Raw genomic sequence first — 25,768 nt, 5'->3', positions numbered from 1 at the left:
GCGATTTCGGTCCAGCTAACGGCAGCGGCGGCGCGTGCGCAAGGGCGGCCGGCGTATGGCCGTATGCATCGGCGGCGAAAGGGCCGCTATTTCTTCTGACGGGATTCGCGCACCTTGAGGAGACGGTCGAGCTCCTCATTCTGCTGGTTGATGCGGTCCGCGATCCGCGACTCGCTCTGCTCACCCGAGGCGGCCGCGGCCTGCTCGATGAGCTGGCGGATATTGTCCTCGAGAATCGCGATGCGATCGTTGAGTGCGTCCATCGACAGCGAATCTTCGTAGTCATTGCTCATGATGCATCCCCTGCAAATCGATCATGAGCTTTAAGGGCCCCGGGGGAGCCCACCATGATCTAGCGCAAGATAAGAAGGTGGGCACGGCGCTTCGCGCCTTGCCCACCATGCAGCCTTACTTCAGCGGCTCCAGCACGGAGACGTAGTTGGCGACCGCCGCACCGCCCATGTTGAAGATGCCGCCGAGCTTTGCATTTTTGAGCTGCATTCCCTCGGGCGCTTGGCCGGCGAGCTGCATCGCGGTCATCACGTGCATGGAGACGCCGGTGGCGCCGATCGGATGGCCCTTGGCCTTCAGGCCGCCGGACGGATTGACCGGCAGCTTGCCGTCCTTGAGCGTCCAGCCTTCCTTGATGGCGCGGGCACCCTGCCCCCTCGGCGTCAGGCCCATCGCTTCGTACTCGATCAGTTCGGCGACGGTGAAGCAGTCATGGGTCTCGACGAAGGAGAGATCGCCGAGCGCAACACCCGCCTTCTCCAGCGCGCGCTGCCAGGCGACCGTGCAGCCCTCGAACTGGAGGATGTCGCGCTTGGACATCGGCAGAAAATCCTGGGCGTGCGCGGTGGCGCGGAAGCCGATCGACTTGCTCATGCCCTTGGCGGTTTCCGCGTCGGCCAGCACCAGGGCAGCGGCACCGTCCGAGACCAGCGAGCAGTCGGTGCGCTTCAGGGGGCCGGCAACGTAGGGGTTCTTCTCGCTCTCGGCGCGGCAGAACTCGAAGCCAAAGTCCTTGCGCATCTGGGCGAAGGGATTGGCGACGCCGTTCTTGTGGTTCTTGGCTGCGATCAGCGCCAGTGCATCGGACTGGTCGCCGTATTTCTGGAAATAGGAGCTGGCAATCTTGCCGAACACGCCGGCGAAGCCGCCGACGGTGTCGCCGTCCTCGGGCAGATAGGACGCCTTGAGCAGGTTCTTGCCGATCTCGGGCCCCGGCGTGCGCGTCATCTGTTCGACGCCGACAACGAGGACAATCCTGGCCGCGCCGGCCGCGATCGCGCGCACGCCCTGATGGACGGCGGCGGAGCCGGTGGCGCAGGCGTTCTCGACCCGGGTCGCCGGCTTGAAGCGCAGCTTCGGGTCGGCCTGGAGCACCAGCGAGGCGGTAAAATCCTGGGGCGAGAAGCCGGCGTTGAAATGGCCGAGCACGATCTCGTCGACATCGCCGGCCGAAATGCCGGCATCCGCCAGCGCCTCATTGGCGACCTTCACCACAAGGCTTTCCACGGTCTCGGTGTCGAACTTGCCGAACGGCGTATGCGCCCATCCGACGATGCTGGCGGTCATGGTCATTCTCCCTGGCGCTCTCTTGCTGACCTAAGTCTTAGCTCAGGGATGGCAAGACTTCACGCGGGTTTAAGGGCCTCGAGGGTGCGCTGGCAGATGGCAGTTATGCCGGCCCAGTTCCCGGCCCTGATCTCCGCCGTCGGGCACAGCCAGGAACCGCCGACCGCGACCACATTGGGCTCCGCGAGCCAGGTTGCCGCATTGGCCTCGCCGACCCCGCCGGTCGGGCAGAACCGCACGTTCGGGAACGGCCCACCCAGCGAGCGCAGCCCCTTGATGCCGCCGGCCTGCTCGGCCGGGAAAAATTTTGCAATGTCGAAGCCGTAGGACAGCGCCATCATCAGCTCGGAGGCCGTGGCGATACCCGGCGCAAACGGCAAGGAGCTATGGGTGGCGGCCTTCAAGAGGTCCGGGGTCAAGCCCGGGCTGATGCCGAACGCAACGCCGAGCTTCTCGACACGGGTAAAGTCGGCCGGATTGAGAATCGTGCCGATGCCGACCACCGCCTCGGGCACCTCGGCCATCATCGCCCTCGCCGCCTCGATCGCAACAGGGGTACGCATGGTCACCTCCAGCGTGCGGACGCCGCCGGCCACCAGCGCACGCGCCAGCGGCACCGCATCCTGGATACGCTCGATGGTGAGGACGGGAATGACAGTCGCGGCCTTGAACAGCGCGGCGAGGTGGTTCTGTTGGGCAGTCGTGGTCATCTTGGCTTTCGTTTCACTTGGTCGCTTGACGCGTGGTCGCCGGCCGATGCCGTTTCTTCGGCGGCATGGCATAACCCGGAATGATGGCGCCGGAATAGCAGATGACGAGGCTGGCGAGGCGGTGCCCGGCCTGGGCGGCCTCGACCGGGTCGGAACCGGCGAGCCGTGCCGCGATATAGGCCGCCGCAAAGCTGTCGCCGGCCGCGGTGGTGTCGACCACGGGCTTGGTCATGGGCTCTGCGCGGACCTCGTAGGGCCCCCCGGGAAAGCGCAGCAGGCTGACCGGCTCGGCGAGCCGGAACACCAGCTCGGGGCTTGGGATGCGCGCCATCAACTGCTCGTGGCTTTCGCCGGGATAGAGAGCGAGCAGATCCTCGGTCGAGGTCAGCACGATGTCGGCTGCCGCGAAGGCCGCTGAAAACACCTCGCGCGCGACCTCACGATCCGGCCATCCCCGCGCGCGAAAATTGGTGTCGAACACGAAGCGGGTGCCAAGCAGACGCGCGCGCTTGATCGCCGCGAGCAGGCGCTCGCGCCCAGCCGTGTCGTAGATCGAGAGCGTGATCGCAGAGAGATAGACGATGTCGTAGCTCATCAGCGAGTTGAGGAGATCGTCCGTCTCCGGCAGATTCATCAGCTGGCGCGCCGCCGCACTGTCGCGCCAGTGGAAAAACTGGCGCTCGCCCTTCGTATCCAGCTGGATCATGTAGAGGCCGGGCAGCTTGCCGGGCAGCCGCGCGACGCGCCTCGTGCCGACGCCCTCCGCAGTCCAGGCCGCGATCATCTCATCGCTCAGGGCATCGTCGCCAAGCGCGGTGAAATAATCGACCTTGACCTCGAGCCGCGCGAGGTAAACGGCCGTGTTGAGGGTGTCGCCGCCGAATCCACGCGAGTAGAGGCCCCCGCCCTGCCCGCTGGAAGGTCCGGCGGATTGTCCACCCTGGGCCTGCCGGAGCTCGACCATGCATTCGCCGATGCAAGCAACGCTCGCCATCACTTTACCCGCTCAGTCAGAGATCAGGCGACGAAATTGCCGCCGAGCTCGTCTTCGATGTGAATGCGGATGATGTCGTCGAAAGTCTTCTCGGCAGTGGTGAAGCCGAGCTCGAGCGACCGCTTTGCATTGAAGTTGCGCGGCCAGCCGCCGACGATGCCGACGATAAAGGGATCGGGCTCCCGCTTGATGCGGGCGGCGACCTTGTCGCCGGCGACGCGCTTCAGCGCAGCGATCTGCTCGCCAACCGTCGCCGACAGGCCCGGCATGGTCAAATTACGGCGCGGCCCCACCGCGGCGAGGTCCATGGTGCCGGCATGCAGCAGGAAGCCGACGGCGGAGCGCGGCGTGGCATGCCAGTGGCGGACGTCCTCGGACACGGGAAGAACCGCTTCCTTGCCGGCCAGCGGCTCGCGCAGGATGTTGGAGAAGAAGCCCGATGCCGCCTTGTTGGGCAGGCCGGGCCTGATGCAGATGGTCGGCAGGCGGATGCCGATGCCATCGAGGAAGCCGCGGCGGGAATAGTCGGCCAGCAGTAATTCGCCGATCGCCTTCTGCGCACCGTAGCTCAGAAGCGGCGTGTGGAAGAACTCGTCGCCGATCGCATCGGGGAACGGCGCGCCGAACACCGCGATCGAGGACGTGAAGACCACGCGCGGCTTGTAGCCGCCGCCTGCAAGCCTGACGGCATCGAGCAGCATTCGCGTGCCGTCGAGATTGATGCGGTAGCCCTTGTCGAAATCGAGCTCGGCTTCGCCCGAGACGATCGCGGCGAGATGAAAGATCACGTCCGGACGGCCGGCGATCAGCTTTTCGGCCGCACCCGGCACGGCGAAATCGCTCGACACGGTCTCGACGGCAAACCCGGCTCTTTCCGGCGCCTTCGGCTCGACCACGTCATGCATGGTCAGCTTGGTGATGTCGCTCTTGCCGAGCCGGCCGTCGCGCGACAACCGTTCGCACAATTTGCGGCCGACCATGCCGGCGGCGCCCAGAACCAGAATGTGCAAGAGCCTACTCCTTTTATTGGCCGGAACGCGCCGATTTCGGCGATTCGTCCTGGCGCGCTCTCGAGGCAGGCCCCGCGATCATTCCTTCACGGCGCCGGTCATCGCCGACACATAATACTCCACGAAGAAGGAATAAAGGATAACTACGGGAACCGAGCCGGTCAGAGCCGCCGCCATCAGCGCCCCCCAGTGGTAGACGTCGCCATTGACGAGCTCGGTGATCGCGCCGACGGGGATCGTCTTGTTTTCGGACGAGGAGATGAAGGTCAGCGCGTAAATGAACTCGTTCCAGGACAACGTGAAGGCGAAGATGCCCGCCGAGATCACGCCCGGCAGCGAAAGCGGCAACGTGATCTTCATCAGAATCTGCAGCCGCGTCGCCCCGTCGATCAGCGCACACTCCTCCAGCTCATAGGGGATGGTGCGGAAATAGCCCATCAGGAGCCAGGTGCAGAACGGGATCAGGAAGGTCGGATAGGTCAGGATCAGCGCCAAATTGCCGTCGAACAGCCCGAGCTGAAACACGATCGCCGCCAGCGGAATGAACAGAATGGAGGGCGGCACCAGATAGCCGAGGAAGATCGCAAGGCCGACATAGCGCGAGCCCTTGTAGCGAAGGCGTTCGATCGCATAGGCGGCGCAGACGCTGGCGAACAGGGAGATGAAGGTCGAGGACACCGAGACGATCACGGTGTTCCACATCCAGAGCGGATAGTCGGTGTCGAAGAACAGCTTCTTGATGTGCTCCAGCGTCGGATGCACGATCCAGAACGGATTGTACTTTTCGTAGTCGTACATCTCCGCGTCCGGCTTGAACGTCGCGACCGCCATCCAGTAGAACGGGAACAGCAGGAAGAAGATGATCAGGCCGAGCGGAAGGTAGACCCGAAAAAACTTCCGCGGGAAGCTCTCGAGGTAGTCCATTCCGACGCTTTGGTCGTCCGCTGTGGTCATGGTCAGTCCCTCCCGCCTTGCTGCCAGCGGGAGCGCTGAAGCCCGAAAAAGCTGAGCAGGATCGCCGCGACCAGGAACGGAATCATCGCGTTCGAGATCGCCGCGCCTTCACCCAGATTGCCGCCGGTGATAGCGCGCTGGAACGACAGCGTCGCCATCAGATGGGTGGAGTTGATCGGCCCACCCCGCGTGATGGTGTAGATGAGCTGAAAGTCGGTGAAGGTCATCAGCACCGAGAACGTCATCACGACCGCGATGATCGGCGACAGCATCGGCAGCGTGATGTGGCGGAAGCGCTGCAGATTGGTGGCGCCGTCGAGATTGGCGGCCTCATAGAGCGAGGGCGAGATGGTCTGTAATCCCGCCAGCAGCGTGATCGCCACGAAAGGAACGCCGCGCCAGATATTGGCGGCGACGACCGACCAGCGCGCATTCCAGGGATCGCCAAGGAAATCGATATAGCGCGTGATCAGGCCGGCCTTGATCAACACCCAGGAGATGATCGAGAACTGGCTGTCATAAATCCACCAGAACGCGATCGCAGAGAGCACCGTGGGCACGACGAAGGGCAACAGCACGATCGCCCGGATCATCGACTTCATCGGCAGCCGCTCGTTGAGCAGCAGCGCCAGGTAAAGGCCGATGGCGAATTTCACCGCGCTGGCGGCGACCGTGTAGAAGATGGTGTTGAACACCGAAAGCCAGAACACTGAGTCCTTCGCCAGCGAGACGAAATTCTGGAAGCCGATGTAGCGCCCGGCGCCGCCGATCTTGGTGTCGGTCATGCCGAGCCAGAAGCCCAGCGCCAGCGGGTAAGCCAGAAACAGGATGAGGATGGCGATTGCCGGCACCATGAACATCGCGCCGAGGAAATGCCGGCTCTCGAATGCTCTGGTCCACAAGCTGCTGCGCTTGGCCTGCGCGACAGTGGACTCGGCCATAACTGCCATGTCGGATTCCCCTCGACGAAAAGTCGCGGCGTCCGGCGAACCGGACGCCGCGTAGATTGGAGCTGATCAGACCTGATAGTAGCGCTTGGCGCGCTCGGCTGCGCGTGCGGCTGCCGCCTTCGGCGTCACCGAGCCCGACGCCGCCTCGGCGAACATGTCGACGACGACGAAGTCGCCCATCACCGCGGCCGAGGCATAGCCGAGATCGCCGGCATAGCCGTTGTCGCGGCAGCGCTTCAGGCAGTCGCGATACGGCGTGATCTTCGGATCCGACGTCCACACCGGGTTGTCGTTGTAGGCCGGAAGCGGCGGCGACACGTAGCCGTTGGAGGAGACCTCCCAGGCGTCGTAGTTCGCCTTGTCCATCATGAACTTGATGTATTCCTTGACCGCCTTCGGATACTTCGAGTGCTTGTAGCCGTAATAAACCAGCACGTTCTGCTGCTCGGTCGACACGCCGACCGGACCGATCGGCATCGGCGCGTGGTTCATGTCCTTGGCGATCTCCTGCTGCTTCGGATCGGTCGAGTTCTTTCCGACGGTCCAGATCGAGATGCCGTTCAGCGTCAGGCTGAGCTCGCCGTTGAGGAACGCCTTGTTGTTGTTCGAGTCGTTCCACGACAGCACGCCGGGGATGAAGGTCTCGTAGAGCTGCTTGACGTATTCGAGCGCGGCGATCGTCTCGGGCGAGTCGATCACGACCTCGTTCTTTTCATTGACGACTTTGCCGCCGAAGGCCCACAGCGCCCACTGGCACCAGCCGTTGGCGTCACCCGTGGCGTGGCCGAGTGCGAACCCGGCCGGCGTGTTGTTCTTCTTCAGCGCCTGGCAGAGCTTGAGGAAGCCGGCAGTGTCCTTGGGAAATTCATCGAAGCCGGCGGCCTTCACGTGGCTAACGCGATAGTTCAGGCAGCCGCCGGTCGCGCCCTGCGGAATGGCGATCCAGCTGTTGCCCTTCTTGCCGTAGCGTTCGGCAACCGGGTACCAGCCGCCATACTGCGCGCCGAGATAGTCGGCGACGTCAGTCATGTCGATCAGCTTTTCCGGGAATTTGTGGGGATCATCGAGCGTTCCGATGATCAGGTCGGGACCGGCGCCGACATTGGCGGCGACCGCGGCTTTGGGGCGGATGTCCTCCCAGCTCTCGGCCTCGAGCTTGATCTTGACGCCGGTCTTCTCGGAGAACGCCTTGGTCTGCTCGGCGAATTTGTCGAACTCGGCCTGAATGAACTGCTTCCAGCGCAAGACGCGGATGGAAGCGTTCGGCTCGGGCGTGTTGGTCCACTCCGCCGCGCGTACCGGGACAATGCCCGGGCCGGCCAGCAGCGCCGCGCCGCCCAGACCGACTTTAAGCACACTTCGCCTGTCGAAATCGCTCATCGTTCTCTCCCTAAATTTTATATTTGTATTGGGTCGTCTTGTATTGGGGCAGTTCTGCTTGGCAGTTCTTTGGCGTCGCTATACGCGTTTGCCCGTCGCCTCGTCGAACAGATGAATCACGGAAGGATCGGGCTTCAGCTTGACCTTGTCGCCCGGGTTGAACTGGTGACGTTCGCGAAAGACCGCGACGACCTGCTCACCACCGAGCTTCGCAAACACCTGCGTTTCCGAGCCGGTCGGCTCGACCACAACGATCTCGGCATCGGCGCCGTCGTCAGCGATGGTGAAATGCTCGGGACGCACGCCGTAAACGACAGGACGCCCGTCGGACGCCGCCGGCGCGTTCCTGAGCGGCAGCTTGACGCCATTCGGCCCCTCGAAGGTCGCAACGCCGTTGACCCGCACATGACCCTTCAGGAAGTTCATGGACGGCGAGCCGATAAAGCCGGCGACGAACTGGTTCTCGGGCTTGTCGTAGAGCTCGAGCGGCGTACCCATCTGCTCGACGATGCCGTCATGCATGACCACGATTTTATCGGCCATGGTCATGGCCTCGATCTGATCGTGGGTGACGTAGACCGTCGTGGTCTTCAGCCGCTGGTGCAGCTCCTTGATCTCGGTGCGCATCGCGACGCGCAGCTTGGCGTCGAGGTTCGACAAGGGCTCGTCGAACAGGAACACCTGCGGATCGCGCACGATGGCGCGGCCCATGGCGACGCGCTGGCGCTGGCCGCCGGAGAGCTGGCGCGGATAGCGTTCGAGCAGCGGCGACAGTGCCAGGATCTCGGCGGCGCGCTTGACGCGCTTGTTGATCTCTTCGGTGCTCTCGCCCCGCAGCTTCATCGAGAAGCCCATGTTCTCGCCGACCGTCATGTGCGGATAGAGCGCGTAGTTCTGGAACACCATCGCAATGTCCCGCTCCTTGGGCTGGACATTGTTGACGACGCGGTCGCCGATCGAGATCGTGCCTGAGGTGATGTTCTCGAGACCGGCGAGCATGCGCAGAAGCGTCGACTTGCCGCAGCCGGAGGGGCCAACCAGGACAACGAACTGGCCGTCCTCGATCGGAATCGAAACGCCGTGCAGGACTTCAAAATTGCCGAACGATTTCCGCACGTCGCGGATTTGCACAGACGACATCTAGCTCCCTCCTCGAAAGTCCACGACGCATCTCGCGCCGCGACCGTCTTGTTTTTCAGACTTCACCGAGCGAAGCCCAACCTTAGCGGGCGACATTGTCGGCAGTTTGTGCGGTTTTGGCAATTTGTCTTTGGTTAGTCCGTGCTGGTAGCGCTGTCAACGTTCCTTTGTTTGCGACATTGAGTGTGTTAAGAGCAGCAAATGGGTCGAAACCGCACCAAGTCAGGCAAAATCCGGCTGGCGGAAGTCGCCGAGCTCGCCGGCGTCAGCCCGATCACAGCGTCCCGCTTCTTCCGCAATCCCGAGGCGCTGTCGCTCGCCAAACGGACCCGGGTCGAGAGCGCAGCCAGGGAGCTCGGCTATGTACCGAACCTGGCGGCGCGCGCGTTGGCCTCGCAGCGCACCGAGGTGATCGGTGTCTTGATTCCGTCGCTGACCAATAACGTGTTCTCCGACGTGCTACGCGGCATCTACGACGCCTCCGAAAACAGCCGTTACTCGATCCAGTTGTCCAACACACGCTACAGTATTCTCCAGGAGGAGAAGCTGCTGCGGCTGTTTCTTGCGCAGAAGCCGGCCGGGCTGATCGTCACCGGCATCGACCAGACCACGGAATCGCGCGCAATGCTCGATGCCGCCGACTGCCCGATCGTGCAGATCATGGAGATCGGACCCAATCCGATCGACATGATGATCGGCTTTTCGCACTATGACGCAGCCCGTGCGGCGGTTGCGCATCTGTTCGCGCAAGGTCACCGCAAGATCGGTTTCGTCGGCGCACGGATGGATCCGCGGGTGCAGCGCCGGCTCGACGGATACGTCTCGGCCATGAAAGACGCCGGACTGTTCGACCAACGCCTCGTCGTCACCACGGCGACTCCGACCTCGGTAACGCTCGGAGGCGCCCTGTTCACCGATCTCCTGGCGCGGGAGCCCGGCATGGACGCGGTGTTCTGCGCCAATGACGACCTCGCGCTGGGTGTGCTGTTCGAATGCAGGCGCCGCGAGATCGCGATCCCCGAACAGATCGCGATCGTAGGCTTCAACGATCTCGAATTCATGGCCTCCGCCGTCCCGACTTTGACGAGCGTGCGCACCAACCGCTACGAGATGGGCAACACGGCCGCCAGCATGCTGATCGACGCGATCGACGGACGGCGTCCGGAGCAGCCGGTGCTCGATCTCGGCTTCAAGGTGATCGAGCGGCAAAGCTCGTCGGCCCGGCGTTCCGACAACCGGCCAGCCGTTTCAGGCGGGGGTGTTGCGAACAAAATGGTAGCGTTACCAAGTGGCCATGACTAGTATCGGATTTGTGAGGAAACGACCCGCCAGCGGGCAGGCAAATCGTCGCTCGCGCCGTTGGGCATCGCACAAGCCGATACCATAAAACGGACGCCAGTGCGTTTGCATTGCAGGAGAAACCAATGACAAAAAAACCAACCAATGGGCATGCCCCCGCCGGCAACGGCGCTCGCCGCCACCTCCGCTCGCAGGAATGGTTCAACAATCCGCATAATCCGGGCATGACCGCGCTCTATATGGAGCGCTATTTGAACTACGGTCTCACCCGCGCCGAGCTCCAGTCCGGCAAACCGATCATCGGCATCGCGCAGACCGGCAACGACCTCTCCCCCTGCAACCGCCACCATATCGAGCTTGCCCATCGCGTCCGCGAAGGCATCCGCGAGGCCGGCGGCATTGCGATGGAATTCCCGACCCATCCGATCCAGGAGACCGGCAAGCGCCCGACCGCGGCGCTCGACCGCAACCTCGCTTATCTCGGCCTCGTCGAAATCCTCTACGGCTATCCGCTCGACGGCGTGGTGCTGACCACGGGCTGCGACAAGACCACGCCGGCCTGCATGATGGCGGCGGCGACCGTCAACCTGCCCGCGATCGTGCTGTCGGGCGGGCCGATGCTGAACGGCTGGCACAATGGCGAGCGCACCGGCTCCGGCACCATCGTCTGGAAATCGCGCGAGCGCCTCGCCGCCGGCGAGATTGACTATGAAGAATTCATGGAGATCGTGGCGTCATCGGCGCCCTCGGTCGGCCATTGCAACACCATGGGCACCGCTTCGACCATGAACGGGCTCGCGGAAGCGCTCGGCTTCTCGCTGCCGGGCTGTGCGGCGATCCCCGCCCCCTATCGCGAGCGCGGCCAGATCGCCTACGAGACGGGAAAACGCATCGTCGACATGGTCTGGGAAGACCTCAAGCCTTCGGACATCCTGACCCGCAAGGCGTTCGAGAACTGCATCGTGATCAATTCGGCGATCGGCGGCTCGACCAACGCACCGATCCACATTAACGCGCTGGCGCGCCACATCGGCGTCGAGCTCTCCATCGACGACTGGCAGAAGGTCGGCCACGACGTGCCGCTGCTGGTGAACATGCAGCCGGCCGGCTTCTATCTCGGCGAGGAATTCCACCGCGCCGGCGGCGTGCCGGCCGTGGTGCGCGAACTGATGAAGCACAAGCGCATCCACGAGGACGCGGTCACGGTCAACGGCCGCGGCATCGGCGAGAACTGCGCCAATGCGCCAAAACCCGACAACGACGTGATCTGGTCTTACGACAAGCCGCTGGTGAAGGACGCCGGCTTCCTGGTGCTGAAGGGCAATCTGTTCGATTCCGCGATCATGAAGACCAGCGTGATCTCCAAGGAGTTCCGCGATCGCTACCTCAGCAACCCGACCGATCTCAATGCATTCGAGGGCCGCGCCATCGTGTTCGAGGGTCCCGAGGACTATCACGAGCGGATCGACGATCCCTCACTCGAGATCGACGAGCGTTGCGTGCTGTTCATTCGCGGCACCGGCCCGATCGGCTATCCCGGCGGCGCCGAGGTCGTGAACATGCAGCCCCCTGCGGCGCTGATCAAGCGCGGCATCATGTCCCTGCCCTGCATCGGCGACGGCCGCCAGTCGGGCACCTCGGGCTCCCCTTCGATCCTCAATGCTTCGCCGGAAGCCGCCGCCAATGGCGGGCTCGCGATCCTCAGAAACGGCGACAAGGTACGCGTCGATCTGAACAAGGGCAGTGCCAACATTCTCATCTCCGACGACGAGGTGAAGAAGCGCCACGCCGAGCTGGCGGCGAATGGCGGCTTCAAGCATCCGCCGAACCAGACGCCGTGGCAGGAGCTTTATCGCAACACCGTCGGCCAGCAGTCGACCGGTGCCTGCATGGAGCTCGCTACGCGCTATCAGAACGTCGCCGGCACATTTGGCGTAGCGCGGGATAATCACTGAGTTAGGAACACGTAGCCCGGGTGAGCGGAGCGACACCCGGGACATCCGCTCCCGGATATCGCGCTCGCGCGCTCATCCGGGCTACGGCACTGAGAAAATCGAGGAGAATACAAATGGCAGACCGCCTCAAGGGAAAGCGCGCCGTCATCACGGCTGCAGCGGCAGGCATCGGGCGCGCATGCGCCATTGCATTCGCGCGTGAAGGCGCAACCGTCATCGCCACCGACATCAACGAGAGCGGCATCGCGAGCCTGACCAAGGAAGGCATCGCCGAGGTCGCCAAGCTCGACGTGCGCAGCACCGCCGACGTTAACGCCTTCGCCAAGCGCGTCGGCAAGGTCGACATCCTGCTCAACGCGGCCGGCTTCGTGCACCACGGCACCATCCTGGAGTGTTCGGAAGAGGATTTTGATTTCTCGTTCGACCTCAACGTCAAGTCGATGCACCGGACCATCAGGGCCTTCCTGCCGGACATGCTCGCGGGCGGCGGCGGCAGCATCGTCAACATCTCCTCCTGCGCGGCGCTGCGGCCGCCGGCCAACCGTTACGTCTACAGCGCCTCGAAGGCAGCGGTGTCGCTGCTTACGCGCGCGGTCGCGCTCGACTTCATCACCAAGGGCATCCGCTGCAACAGCATCTGCCCGGGCACCGTCGAGACGCCTTCGATGCTCGACCGTGCCGCAGCGCAAGGGCCGCAGGGCAAGGAGATGTTCGTCTCCCGCCAGAAGATGGGCCGGCTCGGCACCGCCGACGAGATCGCATCCATGGCGGTCTATCTCGGCAGCGACGAGAGCGCCTTCACCACCGGTGTCGACCTCGTGGTCGACGGCGGCTACATGCTCTGACGCCAGAGGCCCGGCATGAACAAGATCGATCTCAACAACCGTGTCGCCATCGTCACCGGCGGCGCGCAGGGCTTTGGCCGCGCCATTGTTCAGCGCTTCGTCGCCTCCGGCGCCAAGGTCGCGATCTGGGATTTTGATGCAGCCCTGGCCGAGAAGACGGCAAAGGAAATCGGCGACAACACCTGCGTCTTCAAGGTCGACGTCACCGATACCGCGGCCGTCGAGCAGGCCCGCGACGCGACGCTGGCCGCCTTCGGCAAGATCGACATCCTCGTCAACAATGCCGGCATCGCCGGCGTCAACAAGCCGGTCTGGGAGACCGATCTCGAGGAATGGCGGAAAGTTCTGCGCATCAACCTCGACGGCCCTTTCATCGTCTGCAAGGCGATCGTGCCTTGGATGCTCAAGCAGAAGTACGGGCGCATCGTCAACATCGCCTCGATCGCCGGCAAGGAAGGCAATCCCAACGCCTCGCATTATTCGGCGTCCAAGGCCGGCCTGATCGCGCTGACCAAGTCGCTCGGCAAGGAATTGGCCGCACACGACATTCTCGTCAATGCGGTGACTCCCGCGGCTGCGAAGACGGCGATCTTCGACCAGATGACGCAGCAGCATATCGACTTCATGCTGTCGAAAATCCCGAAAGCGCGCTTTGTGCTGGTGGAAGAGCTAGCCGCGATGGTGAGCTGGCTCGCATCCGAGGACTGCGCGTTCTCGACCGGCGCGGTGTTCGACATCTCGGGTGGGCGGGCAACCTATTGAGGCAGCCATGATCCGAGAAGGCGGATGCCTGTGCGGCGCGGTGCGGTTCAAGGCGGAGGGCGAGCCGCTCAACGTCCGCATCTGCCATTGCCGCCTCTGTCAGAAGGCGATGGGCTCGCCCTACTTCGCCCGCGCGCAATTCGACCAGCGCGCACTGACTGTCGAGGGCGACACCGAGCGCTATGCGTCGTCCGAGAACATCGACCGCGTGTTCTGCAGGCGCTGCGGCACGCGCCTGTTCGCCTGGCGGCGCAACGGCACGCTGGCTGGCGTTGCGCTGGCGACCTTCGACGATCGCAACGCGTTTGTGCCCACCGAGCACATCTGGGTCAGCGAAAAGATGGGCTGGGTGACGATCGAGGACGGCATGATCCGATATGACGGGACGATCCCGACGTAGCTCATCCGGCGCCAAGGCTCCACGTCACGGCCGCTGGTCTCGCCGATCATTTGCGGCGTGGCATTTCGGGACCGCCCACCCTATGTTGGGGTGACGCGTTGCTGCACCACCGGTTGGCTGGGTCGGCTGCAAGACCGCAGGCAAACCGGGACGGACGAGCCGTGAACATTTCCTTGTATGACCTCTCGGTGTGGGTGCTGCCGCTGGTGCTCGCCATCACCTTCCACGAGGCTGCCCACGCCTTCGTCGCACATCGTCTCGGTGATGATACCGCATGGCAGCTCGGCCGTGTCAGCTTCAACCCGCTCCGCCACATCGACCCGTTCGGCACGCTGATATTGCCGGCGATGCTGCTGTTCGCGCATTCGCCATTCCTGTTCGGCTATGCCAAGCCTGTGCCGGTGAATTTCCGCAAGCTCAACGACCCCAGACTCGGCATGGTCTGGGTGGCGCTGGCCGGGCCCGCCACCAACATCCTGCTGGCGCTGTCCGCAGCTCTTGCGCTGCACGCCCTGCCCTGGGCCCCAGCGAACTCGGCGCAATGGATCTTTGACAATCTCAAGAACGCACTGCTGATCAACGCGGTGCTGGCGGTGTTCAACATGATGCCGATCCCGCCGCTCGACGGCGGGCGCGTCGCGGTAGGGCTGCTGCCCCGGCCGCTCGCCCTCCCGCTGGCGCGGCTCGAGCCGTTCGGGATGCTGATTCTGATCGGCTTGCTGATCCTGCTACCGCTGGCAGGCTCGCAGTTCGGTCTAAATCTTGATGTTATTTCAGCAATACTGCGAACGTTGACCGGTTATGTGATTCAGGCTGTTCTCATTCTGACCGGCAATACGTAGTTGAACAGCACACCCGAACACAAGCCGAAGGGCTCGAGGCCGACTTGGTCAAAGCTGCCGATATGCTGATCGCGCGACGCGCTGATACCCGCGCTCGCGCCGATTTTGCCACCTGGAAGATGATGGCCAAGCTCAACGGGTCGTCCGCGCTGCCTCCGGAGGCGCAGGAGTTCCTCCTGAGCTACAAGAACCTGCGGGCGCAGATGAACGAGGGTGAGGCTACCGAGGCCACCATCGGCGCCATCTACAAGGCCTACTATGCCGAGATGGGCGGCGCGGGAACTCCACCTGACGTCCGCCCCCGGGCGGCTGAACCGGCGGCGGACAATGTTACCGCTTTCCGCCGCCCCGAACCGAAGCCGAAGAAGGCCAGTTTCTTCCGGGCAGCGACCGCGGGCGCAACCCAGAAGCGGCCGCTCCCGGTGGCCCTGATCTTCGCCTGCCTGGTCGTGGTCTATGTCGGGATCAGGCTCTACTGGCGCTGAGCCGTCTTCTTCTTTTTCCTTGCGTCCGGCGGCGTGAAGATAATGTCGACGGTGCGCTCGAACCGGTCGTCGGTCAGGCTGGCAGGCGGCTGCGGGATGGGATCGGATTTGCGGACAATCGAGATCGCGGCCGCATCGTAAGCTGCATCCCCGGACGACTCGACAACGTCGACTGAAAGCACGTTGCCACGTCGGTTGATCGCGAAGCTGACCTTGACCTTCTGATTGTTGGGCTCCTTGCCCTCCGGATTGACCTTGTGGGCCGTAAGGTGCGCGCTAATCTTGCGATTCCAGTCTGCCGTGAGCTTTAGAATGTCCTTGCCGATGCCCAGCACGGGCGCCAGCGCCTTCTCGGCCTCGCGCGCGTCCTCGTCGAGCGTCTGCCGCGCGGTCGCAACGGACTTCGGCGAGGCCTCCGCAGCGGGCGTTTCGACCGCCGCAATCTTCGGATCCTCGTCCTGCGGCTTCTTCGAGATGTTTTCCGTGACGACCCGATCGGGGTCGTCGACCTGTTGCGACTGATCCTTTGGAAGCTCGGTTTCCGTGGTCTCGGCCTTTTGCTCGGGAAGTGCCTGCTGCTCCTGCATCGCTTCACTATCCGGTCCCGGCGGAAGGTCGGTGTCAGGCGCCTTCGGCGAGGCTATCTCGACCGCAAACTCGGCGCCGGCCGCGCCGAGGCCATCGTCGCCGTCATCGGCCCGCAGGTGCGCCAGCGCGAGCGCGGCACCACCCAGATGGAGCGCCAAGGCCGCCACCGCTGCCAAAATCCAAAGCGTCCGGGCTGGTCTGGACTCGTCCGACATAGCGGGCCTCTAAGGCTGAGGGGCGCCTGCCGCAGGCGCCCCCGGAGCGCCTTCCAGCGCAACCAGTTTCACCCGCGAATAGCCACCTGAGCGCAACAGCTCCATGACGCCCATCAACTCGCCATACGGCACCGAGCGATCGGCGCGCAGGAAGACATACTTGTCCTTGCTCATGTCCGACAGGCCGTCGAGGGTGCCGATCAACTCGGCGCGGTGGACCGGGTTCTCTCCGATGGCAAGCGTCAAATCGGGCTTGATGCTGAGATAAGTCGGCTTGTCCGGCTTCTTCTGCGGCGTCGCGCTCGAGGTCGGCAGATCGATCGGCAGGTCGACGGTGGAGAGCGGCGCTGCGACCATGAAGATGATCAGCAGCACCAGGATGACGTCGATGAACGGCGTGACGTTGATTTCATGCGTTTCGCCGAAATCGTCGTCGTCATCATTGTCTGCGAGCGAAACGCCCATGGTTCACTCCGCCGCGCGCGAATGCACGCTGCCGTGGCTGCGGTCGAGATCGCGCGAGAGCAACCGCCCCGCCGCGCCCGAGGCACGGCTGACGAGCTCGAGATAGCTCTTCGTCACGCGCGAGAAGTAATTGTAGATGATGACGGCGGGAATGGCGGCGACCAGACCGATCGCGGTGGCGAGCAGCGCCTCGGCGATACCGGGCGCAACGACGGCGAGGTTCGTGGTCTGCGACTTCGAGATGCCGATGAAGCTGTTCATGATGCCCCACACCGTGCCGAACAGGCCGACGAAGGGCGAGGTCGAGCCGATGGTCGCGAGCACACCCATGCCGACGCGGATGCGCCGCGCCTCCGCGCGCATGATCTCGGAGAAGCTCGAAGCCGCCCGCTCCTTGATGCCGGTGTCACTGGACAGGCCGGCCGACATCCGCGCCTCCCGCAGCGCCGCCGCCAGGAAGGACGGCAGGATCCCCGCTTTGGAGCCGAGCGCCATCTGCGCTTCCGCGAGCGAGCGCGCCTCCGCGATCTTCTTCAGCGCCGAGCGAAGCTTGGTCGAGGCGATCGACAATTCGATCGACTTGGCGATCAACACCGTCCAGGTCACGAGCGACGCAAAGGCGAGCCCGATCATCACCGCCTTCACGATGATATCCGCCGACTGGAACATTACCCAGGGCGACAATTCTTTCATGGCGGGCGCAATGCCGGCTGCCGTATCGGACTTTGCAGCCGCAGGCGCGGCAGCTTGGGGCGCCGCAGGCGGAGCAACAACCGGGGCCGGGCCGACCGCAGACGGCTGAGCCGCCGACTGGACCGGTGCCGCGGGCGCGGCTTGTGTCTGGGCAGAAACAGGGGATGCAAGCCAGGCGGCCGCCAGCACCAGAGCTGCGGCAAGGGTTGCTTGGAAGGACATGATCTTCATACTTCGGCCCAGTAGCGAATGAGGTTGTGATAGATACCCGTCAATTTGACCGTTTCGGGATCGTCACGCCCGAGCCGTTCCACCAGCGCCTGTATCGCGGTGTCGAGGTCAAAGATCATGCTCCGGGCTTGATCGTCCCGTATCATGCTCTGAAGCCAGAAGAAAGACGCAACCCGCGTTCCCCTGGTGACCGGGGTCACGAGATGGAGGCTGGTCGAGGGATAGAGCACGCAGTCCCCGGCTTGCAACTTGACTTCGTGCGAACCGTAGCTGTCCTCGATCACAAGTTCGCCACCGTCGTACTCCTCCGGCTCGGCCAGGAACAGCGTGACCGAGAGGTCTGTGCGGATGCGAAGGCCGGTCAGGCGGTCTCCGCGGATCGCATTGTCGACGTGCAGGCCGAAATGGTGGCCGCTGCTGGCCGCATAGCGGTTGAACAGCGGCGGGAATATCTGGAGGGGGATCGCGGCCGCGATAAAGCGCGGGTTCGACGTCAGCGCCGAAATGATGCGGTTGCCGAGCTTGCGCGCGACCTCGCTGTCCGGCGCCAATTGCTCGTTGCGCTTGACCATCGCCGACTGCGAGCCGGCGGTGGAGCGCCCGTCCTCCCATTCGCTGACGTCCATGATGCGGCGGAAATCCGCCACATCATCCTTGCTCAGAACGCCAGGAAGGCACGTCAGCATGATCAGAACTTCGCTGTCGTCACGAGGTAGAATGCCCGCCCTGGCGCGACCGCCACGAAGGGCACGGCACTGCGATAGAACGAGTCGTAATAGAGCTTGTTCGTCAGGTTCTGGGCGTAGAACTTCATGGTCCAGTTCTGGTCGATCTTCTTCTCGAGGAATGCGTCGAAACGCCAGTAGCTCGGCAACTCGTTGGTGTTGGCCGCGAACGTGCCGCCATAGACCTTCGAGCGGTACACCGCCTGGCCGCCGAGTTCCCAGCCGCCGTCGAACTTGTACTTGGTCAGCATGCTGAACGACTGGTGGGCAATGTTGGCGAGCTGCAGACCGATGTTGGAGGCAACGCCGCTCTGCGTGACCTTCGACTGCATCAGCACCAGACCGCCAAAAATGCTCCAGCGGTCGGTGAGCTTGCCCTCGGCCTCGATGTCGATGCCTTGGATCCTGTAGGCAGCGCCCGAGGTCAGCAGATTGTTGACGGTCTCGCGCGCGTTGTCCTTCGTCGTCTGGAACAGCGCACCGGTTACCAACAGGTGACGGTCGGCGAGCTCCCATTTGGTGCCGAGTTCGATCGCCTTGTTACGCTCGGGTCCGAGCAAAACGGCCGTGTTGGGCGGAACACCACCGTAATCGGTCGCGGTCGCATCAAGTTCCGACCCGAACGGATTGGCCGAGGTCGCATAGGCTGCATACAGGCTGCCGATCGACATCGGCTTGTAGACCGCGCCGACGTTGTAATTCACGAGATCGGCATTCTGCTTCAAATAGGCCGCGTTGGTCGACGAACTCTGGCTGTAGCCGTCGTAGCGCACGCCGCCGTTCACAATGATGGTGTCCTGCCAGTTCGCGGTGTCCATGACGTAGACGCTGCTGGTGTTGACACCGTAGCGCGTCGGATTTCCAACCAGCGACGGCGTGTTGCTGAAGGGAATGTAGGTGTACTGCGGCGAGTAGAGATTGACCCCCGTGACCGCTCCGTTGCTGGTCGAGCCGCCGCCGAACAGTTCGGACGAGAGGCCGGTGTAACGGTCGATCGAGATGTTTTCGTTGGCATATTCGACGCCGAACACTGCGGTGTGCTTGACCCCGCCGGTGTTGAGCTTGAATGTGGCCTCGTTCTGGTTGGCCCATACATCCACATTCTGGTAGCGGCTCTGCGCACTGGCCGTCGTGGTCCAGAGCAGCGGATTGGGGCTGGTCGTGATCGGGTTCTGCGGCAGCGTGCCGATATAATTCAGCAGCGAGTGCTCGCCGCGCACCTTGCTGGTCAGCGTGATGGCATCGTTGACCTTGTACTCGATCGTGCCGGTGCCGAAATCCTGCCGCGCCGTCTGGAAGTCGCGGTTGAGAAAGCCGTACCAGTTTCCGCGCGGAATGCCCGCCGACGTCACGGGGACATTGCCCTGCCTGTAGAAGGGCACGCCGAAATCCGGGTAGCCGCTGAGATCGGTGTGGACATAGTTCGTCGTGATCTTGATGTCGTTGGTCGGGGTGTACTTGGTCGAGATGAAAGAACCCCAGCGATCGTCGGTGATATAGTTGCGGCCGGCGACGTTGGCGTCCTGGAACAGCCCGCCCACGCGCACGGAGAAGGTCGGATCGACGACCTGGTTGACGTCGAGCGTGACGCGCTTGGTTCTGTCGGTGCCGAACTCGGTATCCATCCGCTTGAAATTAACGTCGCCAGCCTGCTTGGTGACGATGTTGATGGCACCGCCAGCGGTGCCGCGGCCGGCGTAGGACGAGGCGGGGCCCCGCAGGATCTCGATCTGCTCGGTGAAGAAGTTTTCGCGGATTGAGACCGCGGGATCGCGGATACCGTCGATGAAGACGTCGTTGCGCGCATCGAAGCCGCGGATGAAGAAGCGGTCGCCAAACGCGTTGCCGCCCTCGCCCGACCCCAGCGTCACGCCAGCGGTGGAGCGCCCGATCTCCTTCAGCGTCGTGGCGTTCTTGTCCTCGAGAACTTCCTTGCTGAGCACGGTGATGGTCTTCGGCGTGTTCAGCATCGGCTCGGGAAACTTGCCGGAGGCCTGGACGTGGTCGACCTTGTATGGCGCCGCCGGATCCGAATACGGATTGCGGTCAACCTCGCCGGACGGCGTGGTGGGAGCGGTCTGCTGCGCCGCCTGCTGCCGCTGCGCGGCGCGGCGAAGCGCATTGCGCGCGCGGACCTGATCCGCCGTCGGCTTCGAAGCCACCGGGCGCGGACGCGCGACCGGCGCATCGACCGTCACCGGCGGCAGGTTCGACTGCTGCGCCTCCGCGCCGCTCGACACCGATGCTGCTGCGATCAGGCCCGCGACAGCGGAGACCTTCTTGCCGGAAACGCTCGTGAACTTTTCATCGAATGCTGCGACCGAACGCAACGACTTCGGTGCGACCACCTGCCCCATTACCAAACACGCCCCATATTCCAGTTCGCCCATTCACTTCGATGAGCGATTGGAGTGTTGGTATCGGCCGCAAAATTGCGGGTCAATGCGAGTAAGCCGCGAGAACGCTTGAATAAGTCCAGATCAAAGCGATTCTAAACTGCCGTTTGAAATCGTTCTAAATCGAGATTGGAGTCGTTCTAAAGAGCGCGTGAAAATGCTGCTAAATCGGCGGTCGCGGGCGCATGGTCAATCGCTGCTTGGCGGCTTCATCAACGAGAACAATTCATCGACGGTCTTCCGCGCCACCGCGCGCACGCGGTCGCTGTTGTCCATGCCTGCGATGTTGACGCCGTTGACGACGGCTCTGATCTCGTCGCGGAACTCGGTGAGAAAGCGCAAGGGATCACGCTGCTCGTTGGCGACGCGTGCGATCAGTCCCGTGATCAGGATCTGACACGCGATCAGCTTGCCGTTCAGTTCGTCCATGCTGCGCTCCCGTTGTGGCGCGTCGATATGACCGATGCCGATTTCCCTGACAACCGAAACGAGCTCCGCACGATTAGAACCGTTCCTGCCAGCCGTCGCCTTGCGGCCTAGGCGCGGCGCCGCTCAGTCCAGAGCACACCGCTTTCGAGCATTGCACAAACTTTGCACGCTGATCGTTCCTGAGGGGGGAATGCAGCACGGCACACCGTAGTGACACGGAGCTGCCTAACCCGTGCAAAGCTTTCCAATTGTTTAGGATTCTCAACCGATAGTGCTGTTTACACTGGAACTTGGCGTGTATTATACAAGCCTCCTGGAACCCTATGATTGCCTCATAATTCGTAGCTTAGGGCATAAGAGCCGACACGAGACGATATGAAAAAGTCCCGGCCGATCCTCTGGATTCTGATCATCGCGGCCGTGGCCTCCGCAGGTTACTATGGTTGGCAGAAATTCGGCTCGCCCGACGCCGGAAAAACCCAGACCGCACAAAAGGGGCCGCAGCGCCCGTCCGCCGTCCCCGTGAGCGTTTCGCCAGTTCAGAAGGTGGACTTTCCGGTTTACCTGACCGGTCTGGGCACGGTTGCGGGCTTCAACACCGTCCAAGTCCGGACCAGGGTGGATGGCCAGATCGACAAGATCGCCTTCACCGAAGGCCAGATCGTCAAGGAGGGCCAGCTTCTCGCCTCGATCGATCCCCGTCCCTATCAAGCCACGCTCGACCAGGCCAAGGCCAAGAAGGCCCAGGACGAGGCAAATCTGGCCAACGCCAATCTCGAGCTCCAGCGCGCCATGAAGCTCGGCGAATTCGCCACCGCCCAGCGGGTCGACACCCAGCGCTCCACGGTCGCCCAGCTCACCGCACAGATCGCCGCCGATGATGCTGCGATCTCCAACGCGCAGACCCAGCTCGACTACACCCAGGTCAAGGCGCCGATCACCGGCGTCGCGGGCCTGCGCCAGGTCGACATCGGCAACATCGTCAACGCCTCGACGCAGACCGGCATCGTCACGATCTCGCAGGTCGAGCCGATCTCGGTGATCTTCACCGCGCCAGAGGATCAGCTGCCCTATATCAGCGAGGGCCAGAAGGCCGGCGCGCTCAGGGTGATCGCCTTCACCACCGACGGCAAGAAGACGCTGGCCGAGGGCAAACTCGCGGTCATCAACAACCAGGTCGACACCAGCAGCGGCACGATCCGGCTCAAGGCGGTGTTCGACAACAAGGACCACGCGCTGTGGCCCGGGCAGTCGGTGTCAACGCGCCTGCTGGTGCGCACCCTCAAGGATGCGACCGTTGTCCCGGATGATGCGGTCCAGCACTCCACCAACGGCCTCTACGCCTATTCTGTCAATCAGGACAACAAGGCCGAGGTGCACAAGATCAAGGTCAGCTACAGCATCGACGGACGTTCCGTCGTCGACGAAGGGCTGACGCCCGGGCAGCAAGTGATCACCGGCGGCCAATTCAAGGTCCAGCCCGGGAGCCTCGTCTCCACGGCCGTGGCGAGTACGGATCCGGCCCAGAACAAGGTCCGACAGGAATGAACGCGGGCGGGATTTCGGCACCTTTCATCCGTTATCCCATCGGCACCTCGCTGCTGATGGCCGGCATTCTCTTCGTCGGTCTCGTCGCCTATCCCCTGCTGCCGGTCGCGCCACTGCCGCAGGTAGACTTCCCGACCATCCAGATCACAGCCAATCTGCCGGGCGGCAGCCCAGAGACCATGGCTTCGTCGGTGGCCCAGCCGCTCGAACGGCAATTCGCCCAGATCCCGGGCATCGCCCAGATGACCTCGACGAGCTATCTGGGCACCGCGTCGATCACCATCCAGTTCGACCTCAACCGCAGCATCGACGGCGCCGCCAACGACGTGCAGGGCGCCATCAACGCCGCGAGCGGTCAGCTGCCGAAGAACCTGCCGTCGCCGCCGACCTACCGCAAGGTCAACCCGGCCGACGCGCCGATCCTGCTGCTGTCGGCAACCTCAGACACATTGCCGCTGACCAGCGTCAGCGACGCGGTCGACGCCCAGCTCGCCCAGCAGATCAGCCAGCTCTCCGGCGTCGCGCAGGTCTTCATCGGGGGCCAGCAGAAACCGTCTATCCGCATCCAGATCGACCCGGCCAAACTCGTCGCCAAGGGCCTGTCGATGGAGGACGTGCGCAGCCAGATCGCGATCACCACGGTCGACAGCCCCAAGGGCAACATCGACGGCCCGAAGCGCGCCTACACGATCTACGCCAACGACCAGCTCACGCAGGCCAAGGACTGGAACGACGTCATCATCGCTTATCGCAATGGCGGTCCCTTGCGAATCCGCGATGTCGGCCAAGCGGTCAGCGGCGCCGAGGACGCCAAGCAGGCGGCCTGGGCCAACGGCAAGCGCGGCGTGTTCCTGGTGATCTTCAAGCAGCCGGGCGCCAACGTTATCGAAACCGTCGACCGGATCAAGGCCACCCTGCCTCGCCTCGTCGCCGCGATCCCGCCCGCGATCAAGATCGAGCTCATCAGCGACCGCACCACGACGATCCGCGCCGCGGTCGAGGACGTCCAGTTCACGCTGCTGCTGACCATAGCGCTGGTGGTCATGGTCATCTTCATTTTCCTGCGCAGTTTTTGGGCGACTGTCATTCCCACAATCACAGTGCCGCTGGCGCTGCTGGGCGCGTGCGCCTTGATGTGGGTCGTCGGCTATTCGCTCGACAATCTATCGCTGATGGCGCTCACCATCGCGGTCGGATTCGTCGTCGACGACGCTATCGTGATGCTCGAGAACATCACGCGCTACATCGAAGAAGGCGAATCGCCGATGGCGGCGGCCTTCAAGGGCTCCAAGGAAATCGGCTTCACCATCGTGTCGATCAGCATCTCGCTGGTCGCAGTGCTGATTCCACTGCTGCTGATGGGCGGCATCATCGGACGCCTGTTCCGCGAATTCGCCGTCGTGCTGGCGATGACAATCTTCGTCTCGATGTTCGTGTCGCTGACCCTGACGCCGATGATGGCCTCGCGCTTCCTGCGCGCCCATGGCGAGGTCACCCACGGCAAGTTCTACCAATGGAGCGAGCGCGGCTTCGATGCAATGTTGCGCGGCTACGAATGGGTGCTCGACCATGCCCTGAGCTGGCGCCGCACCACGCTCACGATCTTCTTCGCCACCCTTGCCCTGTCGGTCTATCTGTTCGTGCTGATCCCGAAAGGCTTCTTCCCGCAACAGGACGTCGGCCTGATCACGGCGACCTCGGAAGCCTCCCAGGACATCTCGTTCGCGGAGATGCAGCGCCGCCAGGTCGAGCTCGGCAAAATCGTAATGGACGACCCCGACGTCGCAACGATCGCGATGAACATCGGCGGCAGTGGCCGCGCCGGCAACAACGGCAACATGTTCATCACGCTGAAGCCGCTCAGCGTCCGCAATGCCTCGGCGCAGCAGATCATCGCGCGGCTGCGTCCCAAGCTCGAGAAGGTGTCCGGCGCCCGCCTCTACATGCAGGCGGCCCAGGACGTCCGGCTCGGCGGCCGGCCGACGCGTACGCAGTTCGAGTTCACCCTGCAGGACGCCGATCTCGCCGAGCTCAATGACTGGGCGCCGAAGATTCTCGCCAAGATGCAGACCTTGCCGCAACTGCGCGACGTCGCGACCGACCAGCAGACCCAGGGCACCACGGTTCAGCTCAAGATCAACCGCGATACGGCTGCGCGTTACGGCATCCAGCCGCAGCTGATCGACGACACGCTGTACGACGCCTTCGGACAGCGCCAAGTCACGCAGTATTTCACCCAGCTCAACACCTACAAGGTGATTCTCGAGATCCTGCCGGAGATGCAGGGCAGCCTCGAGAGCCTGAACAAGCTCTACCTGAAGTCTCCGCTAACCGGCGACCAGGTGCCGCTGTCGACCTTCGCGACCTGGAGCACCGATCCGGTTCGCCCGCTCTCGATCAGCCACCAGGGCCAGTTCCCGGCGATCACGATCAGCTTCAACCTCGCCCAGGGCGTCGCGCTCGGCCAGGCTACGGAGGCCGTGCAGAAGGCGATGGCGGACCTCGGCGCGCCGCCGACGCTCAATTCGAGCTTCCAGGGCACGGCACAGGCGTTCCAGCAGTCGCTCGGCACCGTGCCGCTCCTCATCCTCGCCGCGCTGGTCGTGGTCTATCTGATCCTCGGCATCCTCTACGAGAGCTACATCCATCCGATCACGATTCTGTCGACTCTGCCCTCGGCCGGCGTCGGCGCGCTCGCGATCCTGATGGCGGCGGGCTTCGAGTTCAGCCTCATTGCTTTGATTGGAGTCATTCTGCTGATCGGCATCGTGAAGAAGAACGGCATCATGATGGTGGACTTCGCCATCGCCGCGGAGCGCGACGAGCACAAGACGCCGGCGGAATCGATCCGGCAGGCAGCGCTGTTGCGCTTCCGTCCGATCATGATGACGACGATGGCTGCCCTGCTCGGCGGCGTGCCGCTGATGCTCGGCCACGGCACCGGCGCCGAGATTCGCCAGCCGCTCGGCTACGCCATGGTCGGCGGTCTGATCGTCAGCCAGGCGCTGACGCTGTTCACCACCCCGGTCGTCTATCTCTATCTCGACGAGCTCAACAACTGGTTCTCGGGCTGGGGCCGCAAGGGTGGCGGCGAAGGCGACGAGACGGTCGAGCACGGCACCGTTAAGGAAGCTGCCGAGTAGCAGCTTGCACCGCGCGCCTCACGACGTTACA

General features: G+C 63.5%; 24 protein-coding genes. 9 read left to right on the top strand and 15 right to left on the bottom strand.

Annotated elements, in window-relative coordinates; translation table 11 throughout:
• Positions 1–86 precede the first annotated feature (86 nt).
• From ACFQX9_RS20850 to ACFQX9_RS20810, 9 genes are all read right to left on the bottom strand, one after another.
• The gene (locus ACFQX9_RS20850; RefSeq protein ID WP_211383438.1) at positions 87–293 is read right to left on the bottom strand and encodes a hypothetical protein; all 207 of its coding nucleotides are present in this window, start codon (positions 291–293) and stop codon (positions 87–89) included.
• A gap of 115 nt (positions 294–408) precedes the next feature.
• Positions 409–1,578: an acetyl-CoA acetyltransferase gene (locus tag ACFQX9_RS20845; protein WP_377790296.1), complete on the bottom strand. Its 1,170-nt coding sequence runs from the start codon at positions 1,576–1,578 to the stop codon at positions 409–411.
• A 59-nt stretch (positions 1,579–1,637) separates the two neighbouring features.
• Complete coding sequence (gene eda / locus ACFQX9_RS20840; RefSeq protein ID WP_018459241.1) at positions 1,638–2,288, bottom strand: bifunctional 4-hydroxy-2-oxoglutarate aldolase/2-dehydro-3-deoxy-phosphogluconate aldolase; 651 nt, start codon at positions 2,286–2,288, stop codon at positions 1,638–1,640.
• A 13-nt stretch (positions 2,289–2,301) separates the two neighbouring features.
• On the bottom strand, positions 2,302–3,282 hold the full coding sequence (locus ACFQX9_RS20835; protein WP_204510939.1) for a sugar kinase: 981 nt from the start codon (positions 3,280–3,282) through the stop codon (positions 2,302–2,304).
• A 23-nt stretch (positions 3,283–3,305) separates the two neighbouring features.
• Entirely contained in the window at positions 3,306–4,292 is a 987-nt protein-coding gene (denD, locus tag ACFQX9_RS20830) for a D-erythronate dehydrogenase (protein ID WP_247297557.1), read from the bottom strand.
• A gap of 78 nt (positions 4,293–4,370) precedes the next feature.
• Positions 4,371–5,246: a carbohydrate ABC transporter permease gene (locus ACFQX9_RS20825; protein ID WP_007592322.1), complete on the bottom strand. Its 876-nt coding sequence runs from the start codon at positions 5,244–5,246 to the stop codon at positions 4,371–4,373.
• A 2-nt stretch (positions 5,247–5,248) separates the two neighbouring features.
• Positions 5,249–6,196, bottom strand: coding sequence for a carbohydrate ABC transporter permease (locus ACFQX9_RS20820; protein WP_007592324.1), 948 nt, complete (start codon positions 6,194–6,196; stop codon positions 5,249–5,251).
• Positions 6,197–6,262: 66 nt separating this feature from the next.
• Complete coding sequence (locus tag ACFQX9_RS20815) at positions 6,263–7,576, bottom strand: ABC transporter substrate-binding protein (protein WP_018459245.1); 1,314 nt, start codon at positions 7,574–7,576, stop codon at positions 6,263–6,265.
• Between the two features lie 78 nt (positions 7,577–7,654).
• Entirely contained in the window at positions 7,655–8,716 is a 1,062-nt protein-coding gene (locus tag ACFQX9_RS20810; RefSeq protein ID WP_007592328.1) for an ABC transporter ATP-binding protein, read from the bottom strand.
• A gap of 201 nt (positions 8,717–8,917) precedes the next feature.
• Between ACFQX9_RS20810 and ACFQX9_RS20805 the strand changes: the two genes are divergently transcribed.
• From ACFQX9_RS20805 to ACFQX9_RS20775, 7 genes are all read left to right on the top strand, one after another.
• The gene (locus tag ACFQX9_RS20805; protein ID WP_085395903.1) at positions 8,918–10,018 is read left to right on the top strand and encodes a LacI family DNA-binding transcriptional regulator; all 1,101 of its coding nucleotides are present in this window, start codon (positions 8,918–8,920) and stop codon (positions 10,016–10,018) included.
• 122 nt (positions 10,019–10,140) lie between these two features.
• Positions 10,141–11,970, top strand: a complete 1,830-nt coding sequence (locus ACFQX9_RS20800) for an IlvD/Edd family dehydratase (RefSeq protein ID WP_018459247.1) — start codon at positions 10,141–10,143, stop codon at positions 11,968–11,970.
• Between the two features lie 113 nt (positions 11,971–12,083).
• Positions 12,084–12,815 (top strand): SDR family oxidoreductase, encoded by a 732-nt coding sequence (locus ACFQX9_RS20795; RefSeq protein WP_247297562.1) that lies wholly within the window; start codon positions 12,084–12,086, stop codon positions 12,813–12,815.
• A 15-nt stretch (positions 12,816–12,830) separates the two neighbouring features.
• Positions 12,831–13,577, top strand: coding sequence for an SDR family NAD(P)-dependent oxidoreductase (locus ACFQX9_RS20790; protein ID WP_247391294.1), 747 nt, complete (start codon positions 12,831–12,833; stop codon positions 13,575–13,577).
• Positions 13,578–13,584: 7 nt separating this feature from the next.
• The gene (locus tag ACFQX9_RS20785; protein WP_377790290.1) at positions 13,585–13,977 is read left to right on the top strand and encodes a GFA family protein; all 393 of its coding nucleotides are present in this window, start codon (positions 13,585–13,587) and stop codon (positions 13,975–13,977) included.
• A 161-nt stretch (positions 13,978–14,138) separates the two neighbouring features.
• A complete protein-coding gene (locus ACFQX9_RS20780; protein WP_026233763.1) occupies positions 14,139–14,819 on the top strand; it encodes a site-2 protease family protein in 681 nt (226 codons plus the stop codon).
• A gap of 62 nt (positions 14,820–14,881) precedes the next feature.
• Entirely contained in the window at positions 14,882–15,304 is a 423-nt protein-coding gene (locus ACFQX9_RS20775; protein WP_085352797.1) for a hypothetical protein, read from the top strand.
• On the opposite strand, the gene ACFQX9_RS20770 is transcribed toward ACFQX9_RS20775, so the two are convergent.
• From ACFQX9_RS20770 to ACFQX9_RS20745, 6 genes are all read right to left on the bottom strand, one after another.
• Positions 15,292–16,107, bottom strand: coding sequence for an energy transducer TonB (locus ACFQX9_RS20770; RefSeq protein ID WP_377790288.1), 816 nt, complete (start codon positions 16,105–16,107; stop codon positions 15,292–15,294). The two genes, ACFQX9_RS20775 and ACFQX9_RS20770, sit on opposite strands and share 13 nt — an antisense overlap.
• Positions 16,108–16,116: 9 nt before the next feature.
• Entirely contained in the window at positions 16,117–16,572 is a 456-nt protein-coding gene (exbD, locus tag ACFQX9_RS20765) for a TonB system transport protein ExbD (RefSeq protein WP_377790286.1), read from the bottom strand.
• A 3-nt stretch (positions 16,573–16,575) separates the two neighbouring features.
• Positions 16,576–17,496 (bottom strand): tonB-system energizer ExbB, encoded by a 921-nt coding sequence (gene exbB / locus ACFQX9_RS20760; RefSeq protein ID WP_377790284.1) that lies wholly within the window; start codon positions 17,494–17,496, stop codon positions 16,576–16,578.
• Entirely contained in the window at positions 17,493–18,182 is a 690-nt protein-coding gene (locus ACFQX9_RS20755; RefSeq protein ID WP_085352794.1) for a Fe2+-dependent dioxygenase, read from the bottom strand. The genes exbB and ACFQX9_RS20755 overlap by 4 nt, the downstream gene beginning before the upstream one ends.
• A gap of 2 nt (positions 18,183–18,184) precedes the next feature.
• Entirely contained in the window at positions 18,185–20,578 is a 2,394-nt protein-coding gene (locus ACFQX9_RS20750) for a TonB-dependent siderophore receptor (RefSeq protein ID WP_085362163.1), read from the bottom strand.
• A 228-nt stretch (positions 20,579–20,806) separates the two neighbouring features.
• Positions 20,807–21,046: a hypothetical protein gene (locus tag ACFQX9_RS20745; RefSeq protein WP_085352792.1), complete on the bottom strand. Its 240-nt coding sequence runs from the start codon at positions 21,044–21,046 to the stop codon at positions 20,807–20,809.
• 375 nt (positions 21,047–21,421) lie between these two features.
• Here ACFQX9_RS20745 and ACFQX9_RS20740 point away from each other — a divergent pair, with 375 nt between their 5' ends.
• Positions 21,422–22,594 (top strand): efflux RND transporter periplasmic adaptor subunit, encoded by a 1,173-nt coding sequence (locus ACFQX9_RS20740; RefSeq protein WP_018459259.1) that lies wholly within the window; start codon positions 21,422–21,424, stop codon positions 22,592–22,594.
• Positions 22,591–25,737: an efflux RND transporter permease subunit gene (locus tag ACFQX9_RS20735; RefSeq protein WP_018459260.1), complete on the top strand. Its 3,147-nt coding sequence runs from the start codon at positions 22,591–22,593 to the stop codon at positions 25,735–25,737. The genes ACFQX9_RS20740 and ACFQX9_RS20735 overlap by 4 nt, the downstream gene beginning before the upstream one ends.
• Positions 25,738–25,768 lie beyond the last annotated feature (31 nt).

The sequence above is a fragment of the Bradyrhizobium sp. GCM10028915 genome (genome assembly GCF_042666195.1).
Taxonomy (GTDB): Bacteria; Pseudomonadota; Alphaproteobacteria; order Rhizobiales; family Xanthobacteraceae; genus Bradyrhizobium; species Bradyrhizobium canariense_D.
The sequence above is the reverse complement of the archived record's forward strand: the minus strand, read 5'-3'. Positions and strand labels throughout refer to the sequence as shown.